Origin of the sequence: Prevotella sp. kh1p2, assembly GCF_900111525.1 — a bacterium.
In the GTDB taxonomy this organism is placed as follows: domain Bacteria; phylum Bacteroidota; class Bacteroidia; order Bacteroidales; family Bacteroidaceae; genus Prevotella.
This window is the reverse complement of record NZ_FOHY01000014.1, coordinates 89,162-109,811: the sequence shown is the minus strand read 5'-3', so window position 1 is coordinate 109,811 and position 20,650 is coordinate 89,162. Positions and strand designations below refer to the sequence as shown.

Here is a 20,650-nt window from a genome sequence, read left to right as displayed (position 1 = left end):
CGTAATAACTCCAGTTTTTCGATTTCATTGTACTGTTTCATGACTTTTTACTTTTTTTGCTTGATGTAAACTGTCAACTTATTCAGTACAGGTCACTCAGCAACTATAAAAGCGTAGAAGAAAATTCGGGGCGGCTACGTTTCACTCCACAATCAGGGGCAGGAAATTCTTTCTGAATACAGCAGGTACACCTGATCTTGCAACACCTCAAAACAAATCACTTATTAACCTTATGTTTCTGTGTTTCCAAATGCAGGGAGAAACATCGCCGGAAGACTTCGACCAAGCCTCTCGGCATCGCTTTTAGGCCCTGTTTTTCCTCTATCGGAAGCTCTGAAGTTACAAAACAACATTTTATTTACATTATTTTCCTTTTTCTCTTTCGGCTTTCCTCTTTTTTTATTAACTTTGCGCGCGAATTAAAGTTAAAATAAACAAAGATATCGGAATGGCTCACAAGCGCGCTCGCAGGAGAGCCAAAGCGGTTCGGAGTTATTTAATAATAAAATTAGGAGTTAAATTTAGCATACTGCTTTATGGGAATTTAGAGCTAAGAGCTTGTAATTGTCAACATCATGAAGACAGAAACGCACAATTAGCTATGAAACTTCAAAGAAATTAAAGATATGAAAGGAATCGTATTAGCAGGTGGTTCCGGCACACGCCTCTACCCTATTACCAAAGGCATCAGCAAGCAGTTGATACCCATCTTCGACAAGCCAATGATTTATTATCCCGTATCGGTGTTGATGCTTGCCGGCATACGCGACATTCTGATTATCTCAACTCCCTTCGACTTGCCTGGGTTTCGCCGCCTCTTGGGCGATGGCCACGAACTCGGCGTACATTTTGAATACGCCGAACAGCCAAGTCCCGACGGTCTCGCCCAGGCATTCATCATCGGCGAGAAATTCATCGGGACCGACAGTGTATGCCTTGTTCTGGGCGACAATATCTTCTACGGTTCCGGCTTCTCGGCCCTCCTGAAGTCGAGTGTAGCCCACGCTGAACAGCAGGACAAGGCCACTGTGTTCGGTTACTATGTCAACGACCCGGAACGTTACGGCGTAGCAGAATTCGATGCAGAGGGCAACTGTCTGAGCATTGAGGAGAAACCGACCTGCCCAAAGAGCAATTATGCGGTAGTAGGACTGTATTTCTATCCGAACAGCGTTGTCGAAATAGCCAAGAATATCAAGCCCAGTGCCCGGGGTGAGCTTGAGATTACGACTGTTAATCAGGAGTATCTCCGGCGTAAGCAACTGAGGGTTGAGACCTTGCAGCGCGGTTTTGCTTGGCTGGACACCGGTACGCACGACAGCCTCAGCGAAGCCAGCACGTTCATAGAAGTGATAGAAAAGAGGCAGGGACTGAAGGTGGCATGCCTCGAAGAGATAGCCTACAAGAAAGGATGGATTACCACCGATGAGCTGAAAGCAGTTGCACAGCCTATGGAGAAGAACGACTATGGCAAATACCTGTTGCGTCTGGCAGAAGGAAAGTGAACAAACAAAAAAATAAAGAAATAAGGAAATAAATAATACATGCAATAATGGAAGAAAATAAAAACTTAGAACAGGAAAACATTCAAGAGCAAGAAGAAAAATCGGCTTTTGACTTCCAAACCATTTACACGACGGTTATCCTCAACTGGAAGTGGTTCGTGCTTTCTCTCATCATTTGCCTCGGCTTGGCTGCAATTTACCTTCGCTACGCGACGCCTCGCTATCAGGCAACAGTGAAGCTGCTGATTAAGGACGACGACAACAGCGGCCGGAGAAGCAACAGTATCATGAACACCAACACGCTGGGCATGATATCGAATTCTAACGGCCTTGACAACGAGATGGAAATCCTCTCCTCGCGTTCATTGGCCGAGCAAGCCGTGCGCGACCTGAAGCTGTACATCACCTACAGCTCTGAGGGACGGGTCAGTAAGAAACTGCTCTACCAGAACCAGCCCATCAATGTAGACATTGACCCGGCTCACCTGGAGAAGCTCGACAATCCCATCGCACTGCGCATTGTACGCGAGGGCAACGGTTACCATGTCACCAGCACCTACTATGCCGGCAACAAGGAGTACAACATTGACAAGACCTTCCAGAGCATGCCCGCCACCATCGGCACACGTGCCGGCATCATCAGCTTCAACAGCAACGGTGCCATTCCCATGGTCGATGGCTCAGTTTTGAACGTAAATATCACCTCCCCCAAAAGAGCTTCTTATAAATATGTAGGCTCACTCCTTATAAGCCAAACCTCAAAGACCACAAGCATCGCTCAGCTCACGCTGACCGATGAGATTCCCCAGCGCGCCATGGACTACCTGAAGCAGCTGGCCATTTGCTACAATCGCCAGGCCAACGAGGACAAGAACGAAATTGCCGTCCGTACGGAAGAGTTCATTAATGGCCGTTTGGAGAAAATCAATGCCGAATTGGGTAACACTGAGGGCCAGTTGGAAAGCTACAAGAAGCGCAACAACATGGTTCAGTTGCAGATGAATGCCGAGCAGGCGCTGGCCGGACAGAATGAGTACAGTCAGAAACTGACGGAAGCCAACACACAGGTTGCCTTAATCAACAGCGTTGAGGAGAGCATGAAGAGTGGCGAGAAATACCAGACACTACCCGCCAATGTTGGTATCTCCGACCCTACGGTCAATGGTCTGATTAACAAATATAATGAGATAGCCCTCGAACGCAACCGCCTGTTGCGCAGTGCATCAGAGTCGTCGCCTACCGTAACTCCGCTTACTTCGCAGTTGGACGACCTGAACAACAGTATCAACCGTGCCATGACACAGGCCAGACGCGGCTTGCAGATTCAGCGCAGCGGCGTGGCAGCCCAATACGGAAGATACGCCGGACAGGTTGGAGCATCGCCTGAACAAGAGCGCATGCTGACGCAGATAGGCCGCCAGCAGGAAGTGAAATCGGGCTTGTACCTGATGCTGCTCCAAAAACGTGAAGAGAACTCCATCTCACTGGCAGCTACAGCCGACAAAGGTAAGCTGCTCGATGACCCTGCCTTTGCAGGCAAAATCAGCCCAAAGTCCTCCATCATCATGCTGGCAGCACTTATCTTAGGTCTCATTATCCCTGCACTGGTTCTATTCCTCATCAGCTTCTTCCGCTACAAGATTGAAGGCCACGACGATGTTGCCAAGCTCACAAAGCTGCCCATCCTCGCAGATGTTGCCGTTGCCAGCGACACAGCGAAGACCAAAGCCGACATTGTTGTACATGAAAACCAGAACAACCAAATGGAAGAAATATTCCGCAGCATGCGTACCAACCTGCAGTTCATGATGAAGGAAGGCGAAAAGGTCATCATGTTCACTTCCAGCACATCGGGCGAAGGCAAAACTTTCAATGCTGCCAACCTTGCCGTCAGCTTTGCCCTGTTAGGCAAGAAAGTAATCCTTGTGGGACTTGATATCCGCAAGCCCCGCCTGGCCGAACTCTTCGAGATTAACGACCACCAACATGGTATTACACCTATTTTAATAAAGGATGACCCTACGTGGGAAGATGTCAAAAGTCAGATTCTGCCTTCGGGCATCAACAACAACCTCGAATTGCTTATGGCCGGCCCCATTCCACCTAACCCATCGGAATTGGTTGCACGTACTTCACTGGACAAGGTAATTGACATCCTGAAAGAGAAATACGACTACGTGCTGATAGATACCGCACCTGTTGGTCTGGTTACAGATACCCTGCAGATTGGCCGCGTTGCTGATGCGACCATCTACATGTGCCGTGCCGACTATACACCAAAGGAGAGCTTCAACCTCATTAACGGTCTCGCCGCAGAGAAGAAGCTGCCCAACATGTCGGTAGTTATCAATGGCATCGACATGTCAAAGAAGAAATACGGCTACTACTATGGCTATGGACGTTACGGAAAGTATGGCCGCTACGGCCGCTATGGTCACTATGGCAAGTACGGCAGCTATGGTTCTTACGGTTCCTATGGCAGCTACGGTAACTATGCCGAAAGCCACTATGGCGACAAGAACGACACATCCATCAAGCGCTAACATGCGCTTGACGGGTGTGCCTAAATAACGCGCTACATCTATTTATCCTTACTAACAAGAACGAAGATACGCTATGATAATTGCCGTAGACTTTGACGGAACGATTGTTGAACACCGATATCCAGAAATTGGCGAAGAAGTGCCCTTTGCAACAGATACCCTACGCATGCTCATCAAGGAGCACCACCGGCTGATTCTGTGGAGTGTGCGCGAAGGTCAGCTGTTGGAAGACGCAGTGAACTGGTGCAAGAAACGCGGTGTAGAATTCTACGCCGTAAACAAGGACTACCCGGAAGAGATGGTAGAATACAACAACCACTTCTCACGCAAAATAAAGGCAGACATCTTTATTGACGACCGCAATTTGGGAGGTCTGCCCGACTGGGGGCAAATATATCACATGATACACGACCACGTGTCATACCGGCACTTGCTAAACGAAGCCAGACAGCAGGGCATAGAGGCTACCGAAGCACCAAAGAAGAGACACTGGTGGCAGTTTTAGCTCCCGTTTTCTTCGACTTGTAACAAAAAAAAGGAATTCGACCTCGAAGCAAGTTAATGACAACCTACATGAGAAATAGGAGACATGACAGCTTCGAGGTCGAATTGTATATTTGAAGAAACAAGCTAACACCAATAGAAAAGGATGCTCCCCATGCGCATGGAAAGCATCCTTCAAATTTCCCGGGACTATCTTTTTAGTCGGTCAGGAATATAACTTCATCAAATAACCTGTGCAAAACTCAATGACGATCGAGAAAATCTCTTATCCATAAATAAAGTTTTCCATGTTCTACATGGCTCTTCCGCGCCAGCCATCTCAGTGTTCTATAGGGCAGCCGGTTGCGGTTCAGACGTCGTACGGTGTAGTAAACGCCACATGTAGTCATCAGCCCTAAAAGCACCACAACAACGAACTGGACTGTCGCACTCCCTCCAAGTTGGTAAGCAACTAACCACACGAGCATGTTGACACAACCCAACGAACATTCCATAAAGGTTGTGCCGGCATGTGAGAACCCCATCTCTATAAACAGATGGTGAAGGTGTGACTTGTCTGGCTCAAAAGGTGAAACGCCCTTTATCATTCTGGCTGTCATTACCCGCAAGGTATCAAATACCGGTATGCTCAAGACACTCAGACAGAAAGCAACCACACTCATGTTTGTAAACTGTGCCTGCACCTTCGAGGTATTGTCTATTGCATGCAGACAGAATATCACCATCAGCATGCCCAACATCAGTGTACCGGCATCACCTATGAACATTTTGGTTTTAACTCCAAACACATTATGCAGGAAAAACGGCACCAAAGCTCCTGCTGCCAGGAAAGCCATGATAGCCATTGTACCGTCAAAGGAGCAGGCAAATACGATACCGAAAACAATGCAGGCCATCGTGCAGAAGCCAGATGAAAGACCATCAACGCCGTCAATCAAGTTAATAGAGTTGATGATACCGCAACCGGCAATGGCGCTCAGTGGGAGCGAAAGGTAGACAGGTAACTTTCCGATACCAAAAATACCGTGCATATCGTTCATGTTCGTAAGATCCATTTTGACCACAAAAGCAATCATGGCAACCTCCAAAACAAGCCTCACCACCGGACTCAGGCCGAGTATATCATCCATCAGCCCTACATAGAGCATCATAGTTAAGGCAACAATGCACGTGAACAGCGCAAACGAGTCAAAGAATACACTCACCACTCCGGCACCTACAACAATGCCAAAATAGACAGCCATGCCTCCCAATACCGGTACTGGCTTTCGCTGCAACTTTCGGTAGCAGGGCTTGTCGACAATATCTTTCATCAAAGCAACCCTTACAATCACCGGGTGAATCACCCATACCATCATCATTGAAACCACAAAGGGCATCAGCATTCCCAAAATGGCAATACGCCATGTAATTAATCCGTTCATCTTGATATAAAGCTCTCAAAACTAATAAAAAAAACACCTTAATTATCAGAAATAACTATCGGCAAAACCAAACTTGGCGTAATGAAGAAATCGGTTAAATGTCCCGCACAGCCGAACCCATGAATTTCAGGAAACAATAGGCAGATTCACCCGGAAACAATTTTGCATTGCGACTGTACACCGGTATTTGTCCGGCGAAAGTAACCAGCTTCTTTAAGATAGGATTGGCATTAACTGGCAATTGTTTCTTTTTCTGTCTGGCTCCAAAGTTACCTGTACTAAGAACATTTTCCATCAGTTGCATAGCTTTTTCCTCTTGTCCTGTCTCATAAAATGGCATGTGATGTTTGGGGAAACCTAAAAACTCTACCGCCAACACAGCAAACAGACACCAGAATTTTCTGACACCGAGCATGTTGATGTCCTCTTCAAGCAACTTTGTATTTATCTTGGTATAATTCTTGTCCATATACATCATCCAGTCGGAAATCTGTCGAAGACCAATCCCCCCGTTCATAAAGTGGTTCAGCAGATGAATGAAAATGAAGAGCACATTAAAATTGTCTGACGCTATTAAAATTTCACTTGGCTTTCCCGAAATAGCAGCTTCGGTTATCGATAGTTTCTGTATCGGTTCTATTCTTCTTTTCGCCCAATCCATTAGATGCTTGTCACACTGCCTACATATAGAACTATGTATGTCTCCATGTAACTCGACAACGAAACCAGCACAATCATAATCTGAATGTTTTCTACCAGATTTCTCTCCTCCTACTCTGTCGGAAACTTGTTCCAACAATAATTTAGCTTGCTGATAATCATCATCTTGAGGAAAAAACAAATCAATGTCTCCCGGCTGTCTATGAAGCGGCATTGCATAATTTACGGCTGCTCCTTGTCCCTTTAAAAGCAAACAATGACACCCCTTGCCAATCAATTTATACATCAAAATTGGTACAAAGGCATTCATCCGCTTATTCTCCGTTTCAACGTCAGAGACTTTTTTCAGCAAGCTAAAATAGATGTTCCGTGACGGCTGCATGTTGTGAGGAAGTAACATCATGCCATCTGTAACCTGTCCTACCACGGTTTGTATGAGCGCTATATCTACTATCTCTGCCCATTCTTCCTCATTTGTTCCATGAAGTGCCTCTATCAACTGCCGAAAAATCTCTGAATCCGGTGACGGTTGGTAGAGGCCCAACTTGTATATTTGCAGGAACTTTATCTCCGTCGTTTTCATTATTGTTGAATTAGCCTATTTCCTCAAGATATACTGATATATCCATGTCCGCAGTTTAGTGGGAAAGGTTACCTGTGCAAACCTGAGACAATAGTTCTTCAGTAGAACTGGATATGAAATCAGACCTTCATGGTACATGAACTTGAAAACCTTCATGTGTTGGTTAAAATAGGCAAGACCGCCACGCCGTGCAAACTGGTCGGCACCAGAACGCACATTAACCACCACATCGGGAATATTGCGGAACTTGCAATGGCTCTTCATCATGCGGGCCCACAGGTAGAAGTCTTCCTGACGGAATTTACCCGAATAGTTGCCAGCTCTCATTAGATCGGCCTTCTTCATGATAACCGTCACATGATTCACACCACATCGGGTTTGCATCATCTTATAGATACCTTCATTGTCAAGCGGCAGCAATCGTTTGGAAACAATATTCTCCGGTTCGCCAACGAACTCTGTTATCATGCCTCCCACCATACTTAATTCCGGGTCTTCTTCAAAACATTGCATCTGCTTCTCGAAGCGGTCGGGCAAAGATATATCGTCAGAATCCATCCGGGCAATATAATCATACCGACAGTTTTCACATGCAATGTGCAAAGCCTCGCCCAAGCCGCGGTTTACTTCCTGGGGCAGGAAGACTATATTCGTAGGAATATTGGCACAGTGCGTCTTTCTTATTTCTTGCTCAATTACCCTAATAAGAGATTGTGGAAGCGGACCATCTCCTACTATTACGATCTCATCCGGCTTCAACGATTGATTTATGACAATGGAGTCCAAAGCATCTTCCAGATATTCTAGATCGTCATTCTTATAAATAGACATTGCTACCGAGAATGGTATTTTTTCATTCATGTTCAATATGCATTTTAATCTCTACTAAATATATCCCTAGTATAAACTTTCTCTATTACATCGTCCAAACATGAATCATATCTATTAGCTATAATAGCTTGACTTCTTCTTTTAAAATCATTAATGTCGTTTACCACTAAACTTCCAAAGAATGTAGATCCATCTTCGAGTGTTGGTTCATAAATAATAACAGCGGCACCTTTTGCTTTGATACGTTTCATCACACCTTGAATACTGCTCTGACGAAAATTATCCGAATTAGACTTCATAGTTAATCTGTAAACTCCAATTACACATAAATGTTCAGTATCCGGATTGTAGCTACTATTATTTGTATAGTATCCAGCCTTTTTGAGCACTTGCCCAGCTATAAAATCCTTGCGAGTTCGGTTACTGTCTACAATAGCTTGTATTAGATTCTCTGGAATATTCTTATAGTTTGCCAATAGTTGTTTCGTATCTTTCGGCAAACAATATCCTCCATAACCGAAACTAGGATTATTGTAAAAACCTCCAATACGTGGATCTAGACAAACTCCTTTTATAATATTCATAGAATTTAGCCCTTTTATTTCTGCATATGTATCCAACTCATTAAAATAACTTACACGTAAAGCCAAATAGGTGTTAGCAAAAAGTTTCACGGCCTCTGCTTCAGATAACCCCATGAATAAAGTCTCAATATTTTCTTTTATAGCACCTTGTTGCAGCAATGCTGCGAACTTATGAGCAATCTCGTCCATACGCTGGTTATCTTCGGGTCTACCAACAATGATGCGACTGGGATAAAGGTTATCGTAAAGAGCTTTGCTCTCTCGTAGGAATTCTGGTGCAAAGAGTATATTATCAGAATTATATTTTTCACGAACATATTCTGTATATCCTACTGGAATTGTAGATTTAAGTACTATGATTGCAGCAGGATTAACTTTAGCCACCAAATCTAGCACTTCTTCAACATGACTAGTATCGAAGAAATTTTTTTCTGGATCGTAATTAGTCGGTGTTGCTACAACTACAAAGTCTGCATTTTTATAGGCCTCTTCTCCATTTGTTGTAGCTGTAAGATCTAATTTCTTCTCTGCAAAGTATTTCTCTATATATTCATCTTGTATTGGTGACACCCGTTTGTTTACCATTTCTACTCTTTGGGTAACCACATCCACAGCTGTCACATGATGGTGTTGACTAAGCAAAATAGCAATACTCAAACCTACGTAGCCAGTTCCGGCTACAGCAATATTAATATCTTTTTCCATATTCTTAACAAATTAATAATATTCCGAATATTTTATAGTAGACTATAAGTCCAAAGGATTGTCTTCGCTTTTAAACCATTCTACAAATTTTCTTATACCCTCATGTAGTGTGACATGCGGCTTATATTCTAACTCATTTTCTAATCGTGTTGTATCCGCATATGTCATATATACATCGCCCTGCTGCATTGGTAAATATATTTTTTGAGCTTCTTTGCCCATTTCCGCTTCTATCTCATGTATAAAGTCCATTAGCTTTACGGGACGAGAACATCCTATATTATAAATACGATAGGGAACAGAGTTTTCATAAATTCCTCTATCTGTTGCGGAATCTATTACACGAATTGTTCCTTCTACTATATCATCAATATAGGTAAAATCACGCATCATGTTTCCATTATTAAAAACTTTAATAGGTTCACCTTTTGAAATAGCAGTGGCAAATAACATAGGGCTCATGTCTGGTCGCCCCCAAGGACCATATACAGTAAAATATCTCAATCCAGTTGTAGCAAAACCATATAATTTACTGTAACAGTGAGCCATTAATTCATTGCTTTTTTTACTTGCAGCATATAGACTTACTGGAGTGGTTACTTTATCATCTTCACTAAATGGCGTTTTAGAATTCATGCCATATACAGAACTTGAAGAAGCAAATATCAGATGTTTGATATTATAATTTCTACATGCTTCCATGATATTAAGGAATCCATAAAGATTACTCTGCATATAAGAATATGGATGAGTGATAGAGTATCTAACCCCGGCTTGCGCTGCAAGATTTATAACTTTATCGAAATGATAACGAGCAAATAGTTTATCTAAAACAGGCTTGTCAGCTATTGATATGCGAATAAACAAACAATTATCAAATAGTGTACTTTTAACAATATTCGAATCCCAAGCAGCTTCGTTTGACAAGATGCCACACCGCTGCAATCGTGCATATTTTAGTTTGGGATCGTAATAATCGTTAATGTTATCAACTCCCACAACAAAGTCTCCCCTTCTAGCAAGTTCATACATTACTTTCGAACCTATAAAACCAGCTGCACCTGTTACTAATATTCTCATTTGTTTGTTTTTTGTAATTGATGTTATTATTATTACCTATCCCCAACTATAAAAAATTTCTATTAAATGCATAAGAAGGATTTTGAATAAAACTTATTTTCTAGTGATTTTTAAAATAATATTCACCCATTCTTTCACTATATTGTCCGTTCTAAAATTTTCAGCCAATTCAAGACTTTTCAAGGAAAATTGATGCAAGCGTTCATTATTGCTCATTAATTTATCTAAAGCACTAGCAAATGCGTCAACATCGCCGACTGGTACCACATATCCATTTTCACCTTCTTTCACAAGTTCTTCTGTTCCAGATACTTTTGTAGTTACTACTGGTAGTCCAGAACAGACAGCCTCTATCATGGAATTGCTCATGCCCTCATAATTACTTGATAAAACAAAAATCTGAGATTTCCTCATCTCTTGGATAATGCCTTTTGAAGTCCCTGGAAGCATTATCTTTTCGTTTAATTGGAGACGATTAATTAATGTTTCTAAAGATTTTCTTTCCGGTCCTTCTCCATAAATAACAAGATTCCAATTAGGATATTTAGTTGATATTTTTGAAAAAGCTTTGATCAGCATTGTTTGATTCTTTTGTGGAAATAATCTGGCAACAGATATTATGTTATTTGTTGGCAATTGCTGAGGTAAATTGCTTGGAGACTTGGTATGCACAAAAGTTGCCATACCATTATTAAACACTTCATCTCTGACAGGATTAACAATGACAGATGTCTTACGCTTAAGCCCTCCCCACACAAATTGTTTTCGGATAGATTCAGTCTGTACAACTAACCACTCTGTATAAGGCAAGAAAATTCTCTTTAACGCATTTCTCTTCCAATTCATAAACTTCGGATCATTTCTTTCTGATGAAATAATCTTTGTATTTATGCCTGCCAAAGCCGCTATAGTAAAACAATATACACCCTCTGTGAAAGCAATTACTACATTCGGCTTCTCCTTTTTTACATGCTTTCGTAGCCATCCCATCTTTTTAAAGGTGCACATAGTATCGCTAACAATATTAATCTGCCCCTTAGAGCTCTGTAATTCATTATCAGTTATTGCTTCATTTTCCCGCTCTGGAGAAGATACATTTTGCAAAAATGTTACTTTAACATTTTTATCTACCTTATAGTAGTAATCATTAAAAAGCAAACAAACTATCTCTACCTCGCATTGTGCTGGGAAGGCCATTTCATGAGATCTTCCAAAATCGGACGTATTAGCAAACTTATTTGCTAAGAGGGACACTACTCGTTCAGAACCTCCACTGCCTAAACTTGAAAGTATAAAAAATATTTTCATTTAACTTTTTTACTTTATCATCTCTTTTCTGATGAATTTATCTTCAGAAAGTTTCATGAGCATTCTCTTTTTTTCTATGTAACTCATTCCCTTTGAATTGAGGTTATATGATAAATTTCTTTCTTCGAAAGTCTTCAAGCTACAGATAATTTTGGCGGGGTTTCCTCCTACTACGACATTAGAAGGAATTGATTTGGTAACTACACTTCCTGCAGCAACAAGCACATGATCGCCAATTGTCACACCTGGCATAATAAGAGACCGCGCACCTATATATACATACGAACCAACTACAACTTTTCCGAAGCTATCAAAATTCGGGTATTCATACCGTAGTACTTGACCACCTCCATGTGTAAACATTTTCACTCCAGTTGTAATTTGACAATGGTCACCTATTGTAATCAAATAACCTTCTGAGCCCCAGAATCTTGATTCAATATAATTTGCTTTACCTAACGTAACGCCATCTTGGATTGCTTGCCTATCTAACGAATAAAAGAGTTTAAAGAAATAACTTTTTATTTTAATATACATATTTATCATGTCCTGCTAGCCTTGTTTTAAGAATTAAATCATATAAAGTTATTTAGGAACGTTTCCCATCTATCAATGGTTTTATCTAATGTGTAGTATTTTGATCTTAAAATAGCCCCAACCTGGAGTTCCTTTCTATAGTTTAAATTCTCTATAAGTTTTTCTATACTATTGGTGAGAGTGTGTTGATTATTCGGTTCATAAAGGATTCCCTCACCTGAATTAGTTATTATTTCAGATTGTCTCCCCCTATAATCTGCAGCAATACATGCACATCCTTGACTCATTGCTTCTATAAGAACAAGTCCGAAACCTTCATATCTGCTACTCAATACAAAAACAGAAGCTTTTTTAAATATTTCTTCCATACAAGTCTGAAAACCGAGAAATTCTACAGAATCGATTACGCCACAAGTCTTGCAAATATCCCTCAAAAATCTTAGAGATTTTTCTGATCCTTTGCCAGCAATTTGAAGTTTCCAGTCTAATATTTTATTTTCACTTTTGTATCTTTCCTGTAATTCACCCCACGCTTTAATCAACAAATCGAATCCTTTTACAAACCAAGCATCAAGTCTTCCCGCTGCTAATATTATATTCTCTTTTGAATCTAAAACTATCTTTGTTTCATTTGGTAATGGACGATTTCTATCCTCGATTGAAAGAGGATCTAATGAGAGAGGATTGGGCATTACCGTGACATGCTTCAATCTTTTACCAATATATTTCTTATCTGCTTTTGTTAGTACTGTTACATTCTTGTAAATTTTATTCAACCAAAACTTAGAAATGTAATGTACTTTAGTTAACGGCGCATCAACAGGTCTTTCAAAAGAATTGTGATCTGTTGATATTATTTCAATATCAAGACCAAAAGAAGCAATCTTTGCAATCAGCGAAGTGACACCTAAAATACAAATAGCAACTTGTGGTTTATATTCTTTCATGTATTTACGAAGATACTTAATTCCTACTCCCCATTTTATTAGCTTGTAACTATTATCTCCAGTTAACTGCATTTTTTCAATATTTCGGTCAACCTGAAATTCTTCTCTCTCATGGAGATTTGTTATAATATATACTTGATGACCTCGTCTAGAAAACCCGTTAGCAAGTTGTACCCCTACTTGCTCAGCTCCACCATTACATAGTTGCCCTTGAACTATAAAAATTTTCATCAACTATTACTGTACTTCTATTAACACTGGGGTTTCACTCATCCTTTGTTGAGCATCGTTATATTTAACATTAAAGAAATATACAAAAATAAAACCTAATACTACATAGTAAACTATTTGCTTCGGTTTGGATAGTGCCGCAGCAATCCAAGGGAGGATAAACATTTCAACAGTTGCGAACATGGTAGACGTTCTGCTCGCCAATGCCGTATAATTGCCAAAGAAAATTAATATTAAGGTGGAATAGAAATATGCAGTCCTCATCAAGTAATAGTCGTTATATTTCTTTTTAAGTGCTGATTCATAAAAGGTAAATATCAATAAAATAAAAGTCTGGAAATAAATCATAGGATTTGCCAACCCTTGACCCTCAGTATAATCCCCTTCTGTGTAGGTTTCATATTGCAGGTCTTCGCTATAAGTATCCACAGTCTCTGAAATAGCACCTGCCAAAGTCTGGGACAACACCATAGTCAGGATAATTCCTATTATAATATGCACCCTTTTTATCTTAATTTGCCCTAAGAAGTATAAAGGCAGGCCAATCAATGCCATGTGGTGACATTGATAGCCAACAAAAATAACTAACAGATACAACCATAATTTCTTTTCTCTGATCAGGTCAAGCGACAGAAGTATCATCAAAATTACCAATGATGATCTCATCTGGATAAAATCTCTATTCAACAAGAAACGAGCTATATAATCACATAGCCCAATCAACGGAATAAGACAATATCTCTGTAGGTTTTTGTAGAGCAGATACATGGATATACCCCCCATTACGAACAGATAAAAACGTGAACTATTAAAGACAAATTTAATAACCGAAGCTATAAAAAGATATCCATGTTCGCTATATCCAAATGGGTCAGTATTCCAGGCCTCCCATGGATAAGGAGCAAAGTCGAACGCCATTTGATAGACAATTTCATCAGGCCATCCATCACGAATGCCAATCATGAAAGTCAAAGCGCACAGAGATACTATCAGAAATTGATTTATCTTCGTATATTTCTGATATACTAAGACAATGCTAATTATATAGAATAAGGCAAAAACGATTACCATTGGTTTATTTTAACAGATGCTTCACTTTCAGACCCATGCCTATTACCCGTATGACAGGTTGATACCATCCTACACATGATAAATAAAGAAGCCATCGTTCCATCTTATGGTTGTATGTATTCAGCACATTGTGCCTGTAACAATAGAATTCCTTCTTAAAAGCCCGTGAAGAATAAAACTCTTTACCCCACCAGAATGCTTTTGCAATTACATCAATAGTTTTCTTGTTATACACATCATCATCAAAGCCTGTTCCTTTCAGCAATTCGTAGAACAAATTGCGTGCTTTCCAATCTTCTTCTAAGGTAGCATTAGTATATCTTTTGGAAAGAGAATTCTGATTCAAAACCCTAACATAATGATAAAAGGCTTTATTAAGATAAGAGACCTTGAGGTTGCTTTTTAGTAATGCAGCTACAACATATTGATCCTCACAAAATGATAATTCATTTGGGAAATGGATATCATGTTTCTGATAGCAGGATAATCTTATCAGTTTATTGCATGTGGATCCGTGAATGGTTGAAAACAACTCTTTAAGCACGACAAGATGATCCAATGACGATGGCTTTTGCTTATTTATTTTCTGACCCTTATAACTATTCTCGAAGAAATCGCAAATCACCATATCTGCATCGGTATCCTTGGCCTTTTTATATAGTTCTTCCAACATAGTTGGTTCAACCCAGTCATCTGGGTCGACATGAATGGTGTATTCTCCTTGAGCATGGTCTATACCAAACTGTCTGGCAGACGAAACACCTCCATTTTTTTTATGAAAAGCCTTGAAGTGAGGATATTTCGATGCACATTCATCAATTATCTTTCCACAATTATCGGGACTGCCATCGTCTATCATCAGCACCTCGAAATCAGTAAAAGTCTGACCTACCAATGATTCCAGACATAACGCTAAAGAACTTTCGGCATTATATATAGGTACAATAACGCTGACTGCACATGTTTTACTAGTATTATTATCCAATGTTATTGTTGCTATTGGTTATTTTTAATCATGTGTATATGCTGCGAATCCAAGTAGCCATAAAAACCGTATGTTAACATTCACTGTATAGCTAAACTTCAAGGCACTTGAAAGATATCTTCAGGAGCCTTGAGTGATAACTCCAAGTATGTCGGAGCATAGTTCAAAAACACAAGAGAATATTATCAATTGGAAATCTCTGTAAACCAGAATGTTAGAATCATTAATCCGATGAAATAAAGGGACACTTAGAAAGATGGGGGCAAAACCTTAGAAAAGGAACACTCTGTTATCAGCAGTTTAGCAGTTCTCCCTATCTACCATCCTTACACATTTGTACTCACGTGCAGCATACCACCTTTTATAAAACATCAAACTCACAATCCTCTCTGCATAGTTATCAATAATATACTGCAAACTATTGTATGCTATAATGACAGTTAACCTGCCTCAAGAGCCATTTCTCAGACGAATCTCTGTATTCCACCAATTTCTTATCTACATCCGTATAATTAATATGTAGCTGGCAACGCTCGTTTGGATGCTCCAAAGAAATTATCCTATCCTGCAATCCTACCTTCGTGAGTAGATTATTAGTCCTAGCATCTTTGTCACCATTGATACAGTAGAAATCCTTATGAAAAAGAATAGAAAATACCTGCAAATGAAAAGAGCCACCACAGACAACCGTAGCATTCTTGATGAGGTTTAGAAATTCTTCTGGTCCCGTAGGAACATATTCGTCAATATCGAATTTCCTTATATCCTTAGAATAATAGGCTTTCTCCGTAACAATCTTTAACCCCAATTCCTTGCCCAGCTTACTTACTATACTAAAATATTTAAATGGCAATCCCACAGGTGTATAGAAAAATATATATGACTCCTTTATAATAGGCTCATCAGTTATCAATCTACCATAATCTCTTCCATTAAGTAATAATGTGGGGTCGCAAACGACCTCAACGCTTTCTACTCCTATCTTATTACAAAGAATGTTCCTGGCTTTCTCTTCACGAACAGAAATTGCCGCGAATTTATTTATTTGTCTTTTATAATAATCAATAGCATTTTTCTCTGGATATTGTCCCATTGAGGCTGCATAAGCTATCTTTGTCCCGTGAAACCAATTTCCGTAATATGCCTCTGTAGCATCAGGAGCACTTGCATTCCAAATCTGGTCACTACCGCATATCAACATATCATAATCAAATTCTGCAGTTTCCAAATCTTTGATAGTGGAATACTCCTTTGATGTATTTAGTTTTTCATGTAAGAAAGTGTCGAAGAGATGCCATTTTTTGTATAGAGGTTTTATAGAACTTGGATATAAAACAAACCTTTTAAGCGTAGCAAAAAAGACATCCTTCCTTGCAAAACTTATTGGTTTATGATAGATAACTTTCTGTATATGGGATCTATAGTTTACAATTTCTAATTGGTTGCCTTTTTTTTCCAAATAAGTTTGTAAGGCCCATGCCTGTAACATGGAACCGTAATTGAAAGAAGCGTGGAAAGTAATAATACCTATTTTCATATTCCACAAAAGCCATGAATTATACACTTCAGCATATCCCATCGCCCCATGCCGATTTCCTTACGCTTAGAAAGCCAGTATCTTGTTTGGTTTAAAGGGCAAGCCTTAATACCGCTGATAATATCTGCACTATACATATGAACAAAATGTTCATCAATAGAATTACGCAAATTATAGAGGATTTCCTTGTCAGCAAATGACTCTGGTTCCTTTACAAAGAAATCCTCAAACCATTTACGCTCAGCTTTAATCGCTTTGATTTTACCTTCAATATTATTGGTTGCGCTACTGATGCTCTGCCGATTCACTCTATACTGGAACCCCACTTCTTGAGTATTAGCTATACCTGCCTTTTTTCCTGCTTCATAAGCAGATATTGCATCCGATCCCCAAGCAAAGGGGAGTGAGTAGAAGCCCCCATGCTGCCGAAGAGCATGCACCTGATAGCAATAGTCACCTATAAACATACTTCCTCCGTTCCAACGATTAAAAATCATCTCATATACGGATTCTTCTAATTTCCTTAAAGGAGTAACTTCAATGACATTATCATTTTCATCTATCAGTTCCGTTCTCGAATAATAAACATTCTTTCCAGAAAATCTGTCTATAAGTTCTTCCAAATCTTGAAGGCAATTTGGTCTCAACATATCGTCATCGCCCATACAGATAATATAGTCTCCTGTAGCATACTCTAAACATTTATTCCAGTTATCTACTACATGCTCAGCACCGAAATTCCGCTCATTGCGGTAATATCTTATTCGCTCGTCAATGAAGCAATCTACTATTGACTTAAGATCTTCAGGTGAGCAATCATCAACAATAATTAGTTCAAAGTCTCCATACGTTTGGTTAAGAATACTACTAATAGCAGTCTTAAAATACTTCTTTTTATATGCTGGTATTGTAACAGAAAATTTCATCTTTAATATATCTTGTTATTCATCTATCCGTAGTAACGACATTCTTCGCTCTCTTGCCAAGACTTCTCCAACAGGTTTTACAGTCACATTATAATACCCAATGAAAATTGAAACTATTGACCTACTCGCTGGGGTGCCTCTTAACAAAGCATATTTAATACGGAACTATTTTTCCGATTAAGACTTAAGATTTTTTTTAAAGATTAATGCTAATAAACTATTCAACAATGGAGTTACTATTAGAATCTTCAATAAATTTGACTTACAATCAGTGAATTTATAAGAGAGAAAAAAAAGTTTCATTTCTTTTATATCTCTTTTCTCTCCAAATGCAAAAATATGTTTATAGAATTTGCGATAATACTGTCTATCAATTTCTATTTTAATTTCTTGAGAAACGTTATATCGGTATGCAAAATCTATTCTTTCTCTATGCAGATCTTTTTTATAAATAAATACTTTTTTGTCTGATTTTGAATGACTTGCACTTTCCTGAAGAATTCTATAAACACAAGTTATTTTATCCATGTAATGTACTCGAGAATTCTTGAAAATTTCAAGTGCAAAAGCAAACGAAACATCTATGTAGCCATTTTTAGATCCATACTCCATATATTTATATAAATTTCTTCGGTACAACCACGACATTGGAGCGATATAGCCTGCTCTCAGTAAATGTTCTTCAAAAGAGAGTATTGGTTTATTTTTAATATAAGGAGATGGTTGCATCCCTAAATTTTGATTGTAGATATTGAAATTTGTATATACTAATCCATATTGCGGATTAGATTCTAAGAAATTTACTTGAATTTGTAATTTATTAGCATCAGTCCAATAATCATCACCTTCACAAAAAGCAATATACTTAGCTTTAGTAGCCATTATTGCGTCATTAACAATTCTCCTTAGACTCCCGTCATGCTTGGAATACTTGTTTTCTTTTTCATATATTGGTTTGATAATGTCTGGATATTTTCGCTCGTATTCTCGTATAATATCAGCAGAACCATCTGTGGAACAATCATCGTGAACAATGGCAACAAACCTAAAATCTGTTTCCTGCATTACGAAACCATTAAGACACTGCCGAAGATATGGTTCGTGATTATAAACTAAGCACTGGATAGCAACAACAACCGGATTTTCTTTTTCTTCCATTAATACTATTTTTTGAACATACCTTTGCACTCTCTCAGTTCCTCACGAGAAAAGAGGAAAGACCCTCCGAGATAACAGATAAAACCAAGGAACATTCCGGTGATAAGTTTAAAAATTTCTCCATCAATTGTCAGAGTACAGAAATAAACAACCACTCCCATTAATACAGAGTTAAGAAAAATGGGTAGCAAGTCTTTCAACTGTTTCAGATAACCTACGTCAATAAGTTTCCCTGTATAATATGTGTTTATAATGAGTGAAAACATAGAAGAGAAAATCATTCCCACACACATAGCGACCACTCCTAAGGGAATAGTAACGCACATGATGCATACTCCTATAATCTTCTTGATGACTTCCAAATTCAAGAACAAATCAGAGCGGCCTTTCACTTGTAGGAGATTCAGATTGATAGCGTGGATGGGATACCACATGAGCGCAAAACAAACTATTTGTAGGTACATAACGCATCCGTCCCATTTCGACGTAAGTACAACGCGAATGAGCGGTGACGCTATGGCAGCCAGCCCAACCATAAGGGGGAATACGACAAAAGCAGACGCTCTGAGTAAGCGTCGGTAGTCGCTTTGCAGACGAGGTAAATCATCTTGAATCGTGCTCAACACTGGGAATGTAACTCTTTGCAAAACTCCTGTGATGTTTGACGATGGCAATTGGGCCCAACCTAACGCACGAGAAAAGTTACCCAATTGCGCAGATGTATAAAATTTCCCAATGATAATGGGATATATGTTACGGTATACTGTGTCGAACAAACCAGATACTAAAAGCTTTGAACCGTAACCAAATAAATAATTGAACGATTCTCTCGAGAAACCTGTCCTTGGTCGCCATTTAGACATCAGCCATAGCAAGACCATCCTCGCCAATGACCCTGCTATACCCTGCCATACCAACGACCATACACCCAAACCTCGATATGCCAAGACAATGCCAACAATTCCTGATAAAATTGTTGCTGTCAATGTGACCTTGGCCTGCGACTTGAAATCTATGTTAATGGTGTAAAGTGCTTGTTGAACCACACATAGCGAATTAAGAATGATACCGAGCCCGGTGACACGAATGATAGAGGAAAGAATAGGCAGATTATAGAAGCCAGCTACCAATGGTGCAATCAGAAACAAGAGGATATATGAGATTATTCCCACCACGATATTAAAATAAAAGCAAGTAGAGAGGTCTTCCTCTTTCCTATCGGTTTTGCGAACCAGTGCATTCGAAAATCCACTATCCACAAAGCTCTGAGCTACGGCAAAGAAAATAGCTATCATTGCAACAATACCATAATCGCTCGGCGTAAGAATGCGTGCAAGGATAATAGAGAATAAGAACTGTACTCCCTGATTGGAAAACCGCTCTACGCTGCTCCATAAAAGTCCCCTACTCGTCTTATGTTTTAGAGATTCTACCATCTTGAACATCTATAATTAATTATATCTCCCTACACACTTCAAAACCTTTCAAAAATACTCTGGATAAGAAAGAGCTGAAATGCATAGTTTTCAGC

The 20,650-nt window shown here is 39.6% G+C and carries 17 protein-coding genes; 3 read left to right on the top strand and 14 right to left on the bottom strand.

The annotated features are described in order from the left end of the window. The first annotated feature begins 626 nt into the window (after positions 1-626). The 3 genes from rfbA to BMW31_RS09615 all read left to right on the top strand — a co-directional run bounded on the left by rfbA (position 627) and on the right by BMW31_RS09615 (position 4,553). The gene (gene rfbA / locus BMW31_RS09625; protein ID WP_091824789.1) at positions 627-1,505 is read left to right on the top strand and encodes a glucose-1-phosphate thymidylyltransferase RfbA; all 879 of its coding nucleotides are present in this window, start codon (positions 627-629) and stop codon (positions 1,503-1,505) included. A 47-nt stretch (positions 1,506-1,552) separates the two neighbouring features. Further along, positions 1,553-4,048: a GumC family protein gene (locus BMW31_RS09620; RefSeq protein ID WP_091824784.1), complete on the top strand. Its 2,496-nt coding sequence runs from the start codon at positions 1,553-1,555 to the stop codon at positions 4,046-4,048. A gap of 73 nt (positions 4,049-4,121) precedes the next feature. Then, positions 4,122-4,553, top strand: a complete 432-nt coding sequence (locus tag BMW31_RS09615; protein ID WP_091824781.1) for a BT0820 family HAD-type phosphatase — start codon at positions 4,122-4,124, stop codon at positions 4,551-4,553. A gap of 241 nt (positions 4,554-4,794) precedes the next feature. On the opposite strand, the gene BMW31_RS09610 is transcribed toward BMW31_RS09615, so the two are convergent. From BMW31_RS09610 to BMW31_RS09545, 14 genes are all read right to left on the bottom strand, one after another. Next, positions 4,795-5,976, bottom strand: coding sequence for a glycosyltransferase family 4 protein (locus tag BMW31_RS09610; protein WP_255404929.1), 1,182 nt, complete (start codon positions 5,974-5,976; stop codon positions 4,795-4,797). Positions 5,977-6,070: 94 nt separating this feature from the next. After that, positions 6,071-7,219: a nucleotidyltransferase family protein gene (locus tag BMW31_RS09605; RefSeq protein WP_091824777.1), complete on the bottom strand. Its 1,149-nt coding sequence runs from the start codon at positions 7,217-7,219 to the stop codon at positions 6,071-6,073. A 15-nt stretch (positions 7,220-7,234) separates the two neighbouring features. Further along, positions 7,235-8,080: a glycosyltransferase gene (locus BMW31_RS09600; protein ID WP_255404928.1), complete on the bottom strand. Its 846-nt coding sequence runs from the start codon at positions 8,078-8,080 to the stop codon at positions 7,235-7,237. 14 nt (positions 8,081-8,094) lie between these two features. After that, positions 8,095-9,339, bottom strand: a complete 1,245-nt coding sequence (locus BMW31_RS09595; RefSeq protein WP_091824774.1) for a nucleotide sugar dehydrogenase — start codon at positions 9,337-9,339, stop codon at positions 8,095-8,097. A 42-nt stretch (positions 9,340-9,381) separates the two neighbouring features. Further along, the gene (locus BMW31_RS09590; protein WP_091824769.1) at positions 9,382-10,419 is read right to left on the bottom strand and encodes an NAD-dependent epimerase/dehydratase family protein; all 1,038 of its coding nucleotides are present in this window, start codon (positions 10,417-10,419) and stop codon (positions 9,382-9,384) included. A 93-nt stretch (positions 10,420-10,512) separates the two neighbouring features. Further along, positions 10,513-11,727, bottom strand: a complete 1,215-nt coding sequence (locus BMW31_RS09585) for a glycosyltransferase family 4 protein (RefSeq protein WP_091824765.1) — start codon at positions 11,725-11,727, stop codon at positions 10,513-10,515. Positions 11,728-11,736: 9 nt separating this feature from the next. Next, a complete protein-coding gene (locus BMW31_RS13655) occupies positions 11,737-12,273 on the bottom strand; it encodes an acyltransferase (RefSeq protein ID WP_091824762.1) in 537 nt (178 codons plus the stop codon). Between the two features lie 29 nt (positions 12,274-12,302). Further along, positions 12,303-13,442 carry a glycosyltransferase gene (locus tag BMW31_RS09575; RefSeq protein WP_091824759.1) on the bottom strand — a complete coding sequence of 380 codons (1,140 nt, stop codon included), beginning with the start codon at positions 13,440-13,442 and terminating at the stop codon, positions 12,303-12,305. Between the two features lie 6 nt (positions 13,443-13,448). Then, positions 13,449-14,513: an EpsG family protein gene (locus BMW31_RS09570; RefSeq protein ID WP_091824756.1), complete on the bottom strand. Its 1,065-nt coding sequence runs from the start codon at positions 14,511-14,513 to the stop codon at positions 13,449-13,451. Positions 14,514-14,517: 4 nt separating this feature from the next. Further along, positions 14,518-15,498 carry a glycosyltransferase family 2 protein gene (locus BMW31_RS09565; protein WP_177166306.1) on the bottom strand — a complete coding sequence of 327 codons (981 nt, stop codon included), beginning with the start codon at positions 15,496-15,498 and terminating at the stop codon, positions 14,518-14,520. A gap of 418 nt (positions 15,499-15,916) precedes the next feature. Further along, the gene (locus BMW31_RS09560) at positions 15,917-17,077 is read right to left on the bottom strand and encodes a polysaccharide pyruvyl transferase family protein (protein WP_091824750.1); all 1,161 of its coding nucleotides are present in this window, start codon (positions 17,075-17,077) and stop codon (positions 15,917-15,919) included. Further along, positions 17,032-17,961 (bottom strand): glycosyltransferase family 2 protein, encoded by a 930-nt coding sequence (locus BMW31_RS09555; RefSeq protein WP_091824746.1) that lies wholly within the window; start codon positions 17,959-17,961, stop codon positions 17,032-17,034. The genes BMW31_RS09560 and BMW31_RS09555 overlap by 46 nt, the downstream gene beginning before the upstream one ends. 177 nt (positions 17,962-18,138) lie before the next feature. Next, positions 18,139-19,119 carry a glycosyltransferase gene (locus tag BMW31_RS09550; protein WP_091824743.1) on the bottom strand — a complete coding sequence of 327 codons (981 nt, stop codon included), beginning with the start codon at positions 19,117-19,119 and terminating at the stop codon, positions 18,139-18,141. A 5-nt stretch (positions 19,120-19,124) separates the two neighbouring features. Next, positions 19,125-20,555, bottom strand: a complete 1,431-nt coding sequence (locus BMW31_RS09545) for a lipopolysaccharide biosynthesis protein (RefSeq protein ID WP_091824801.1) — start codon at positions 20,553-20,555, stop codon at positions 19,125-19,127. Positions 20,556-20,650 lie beyond the last annotated feature (95 nt).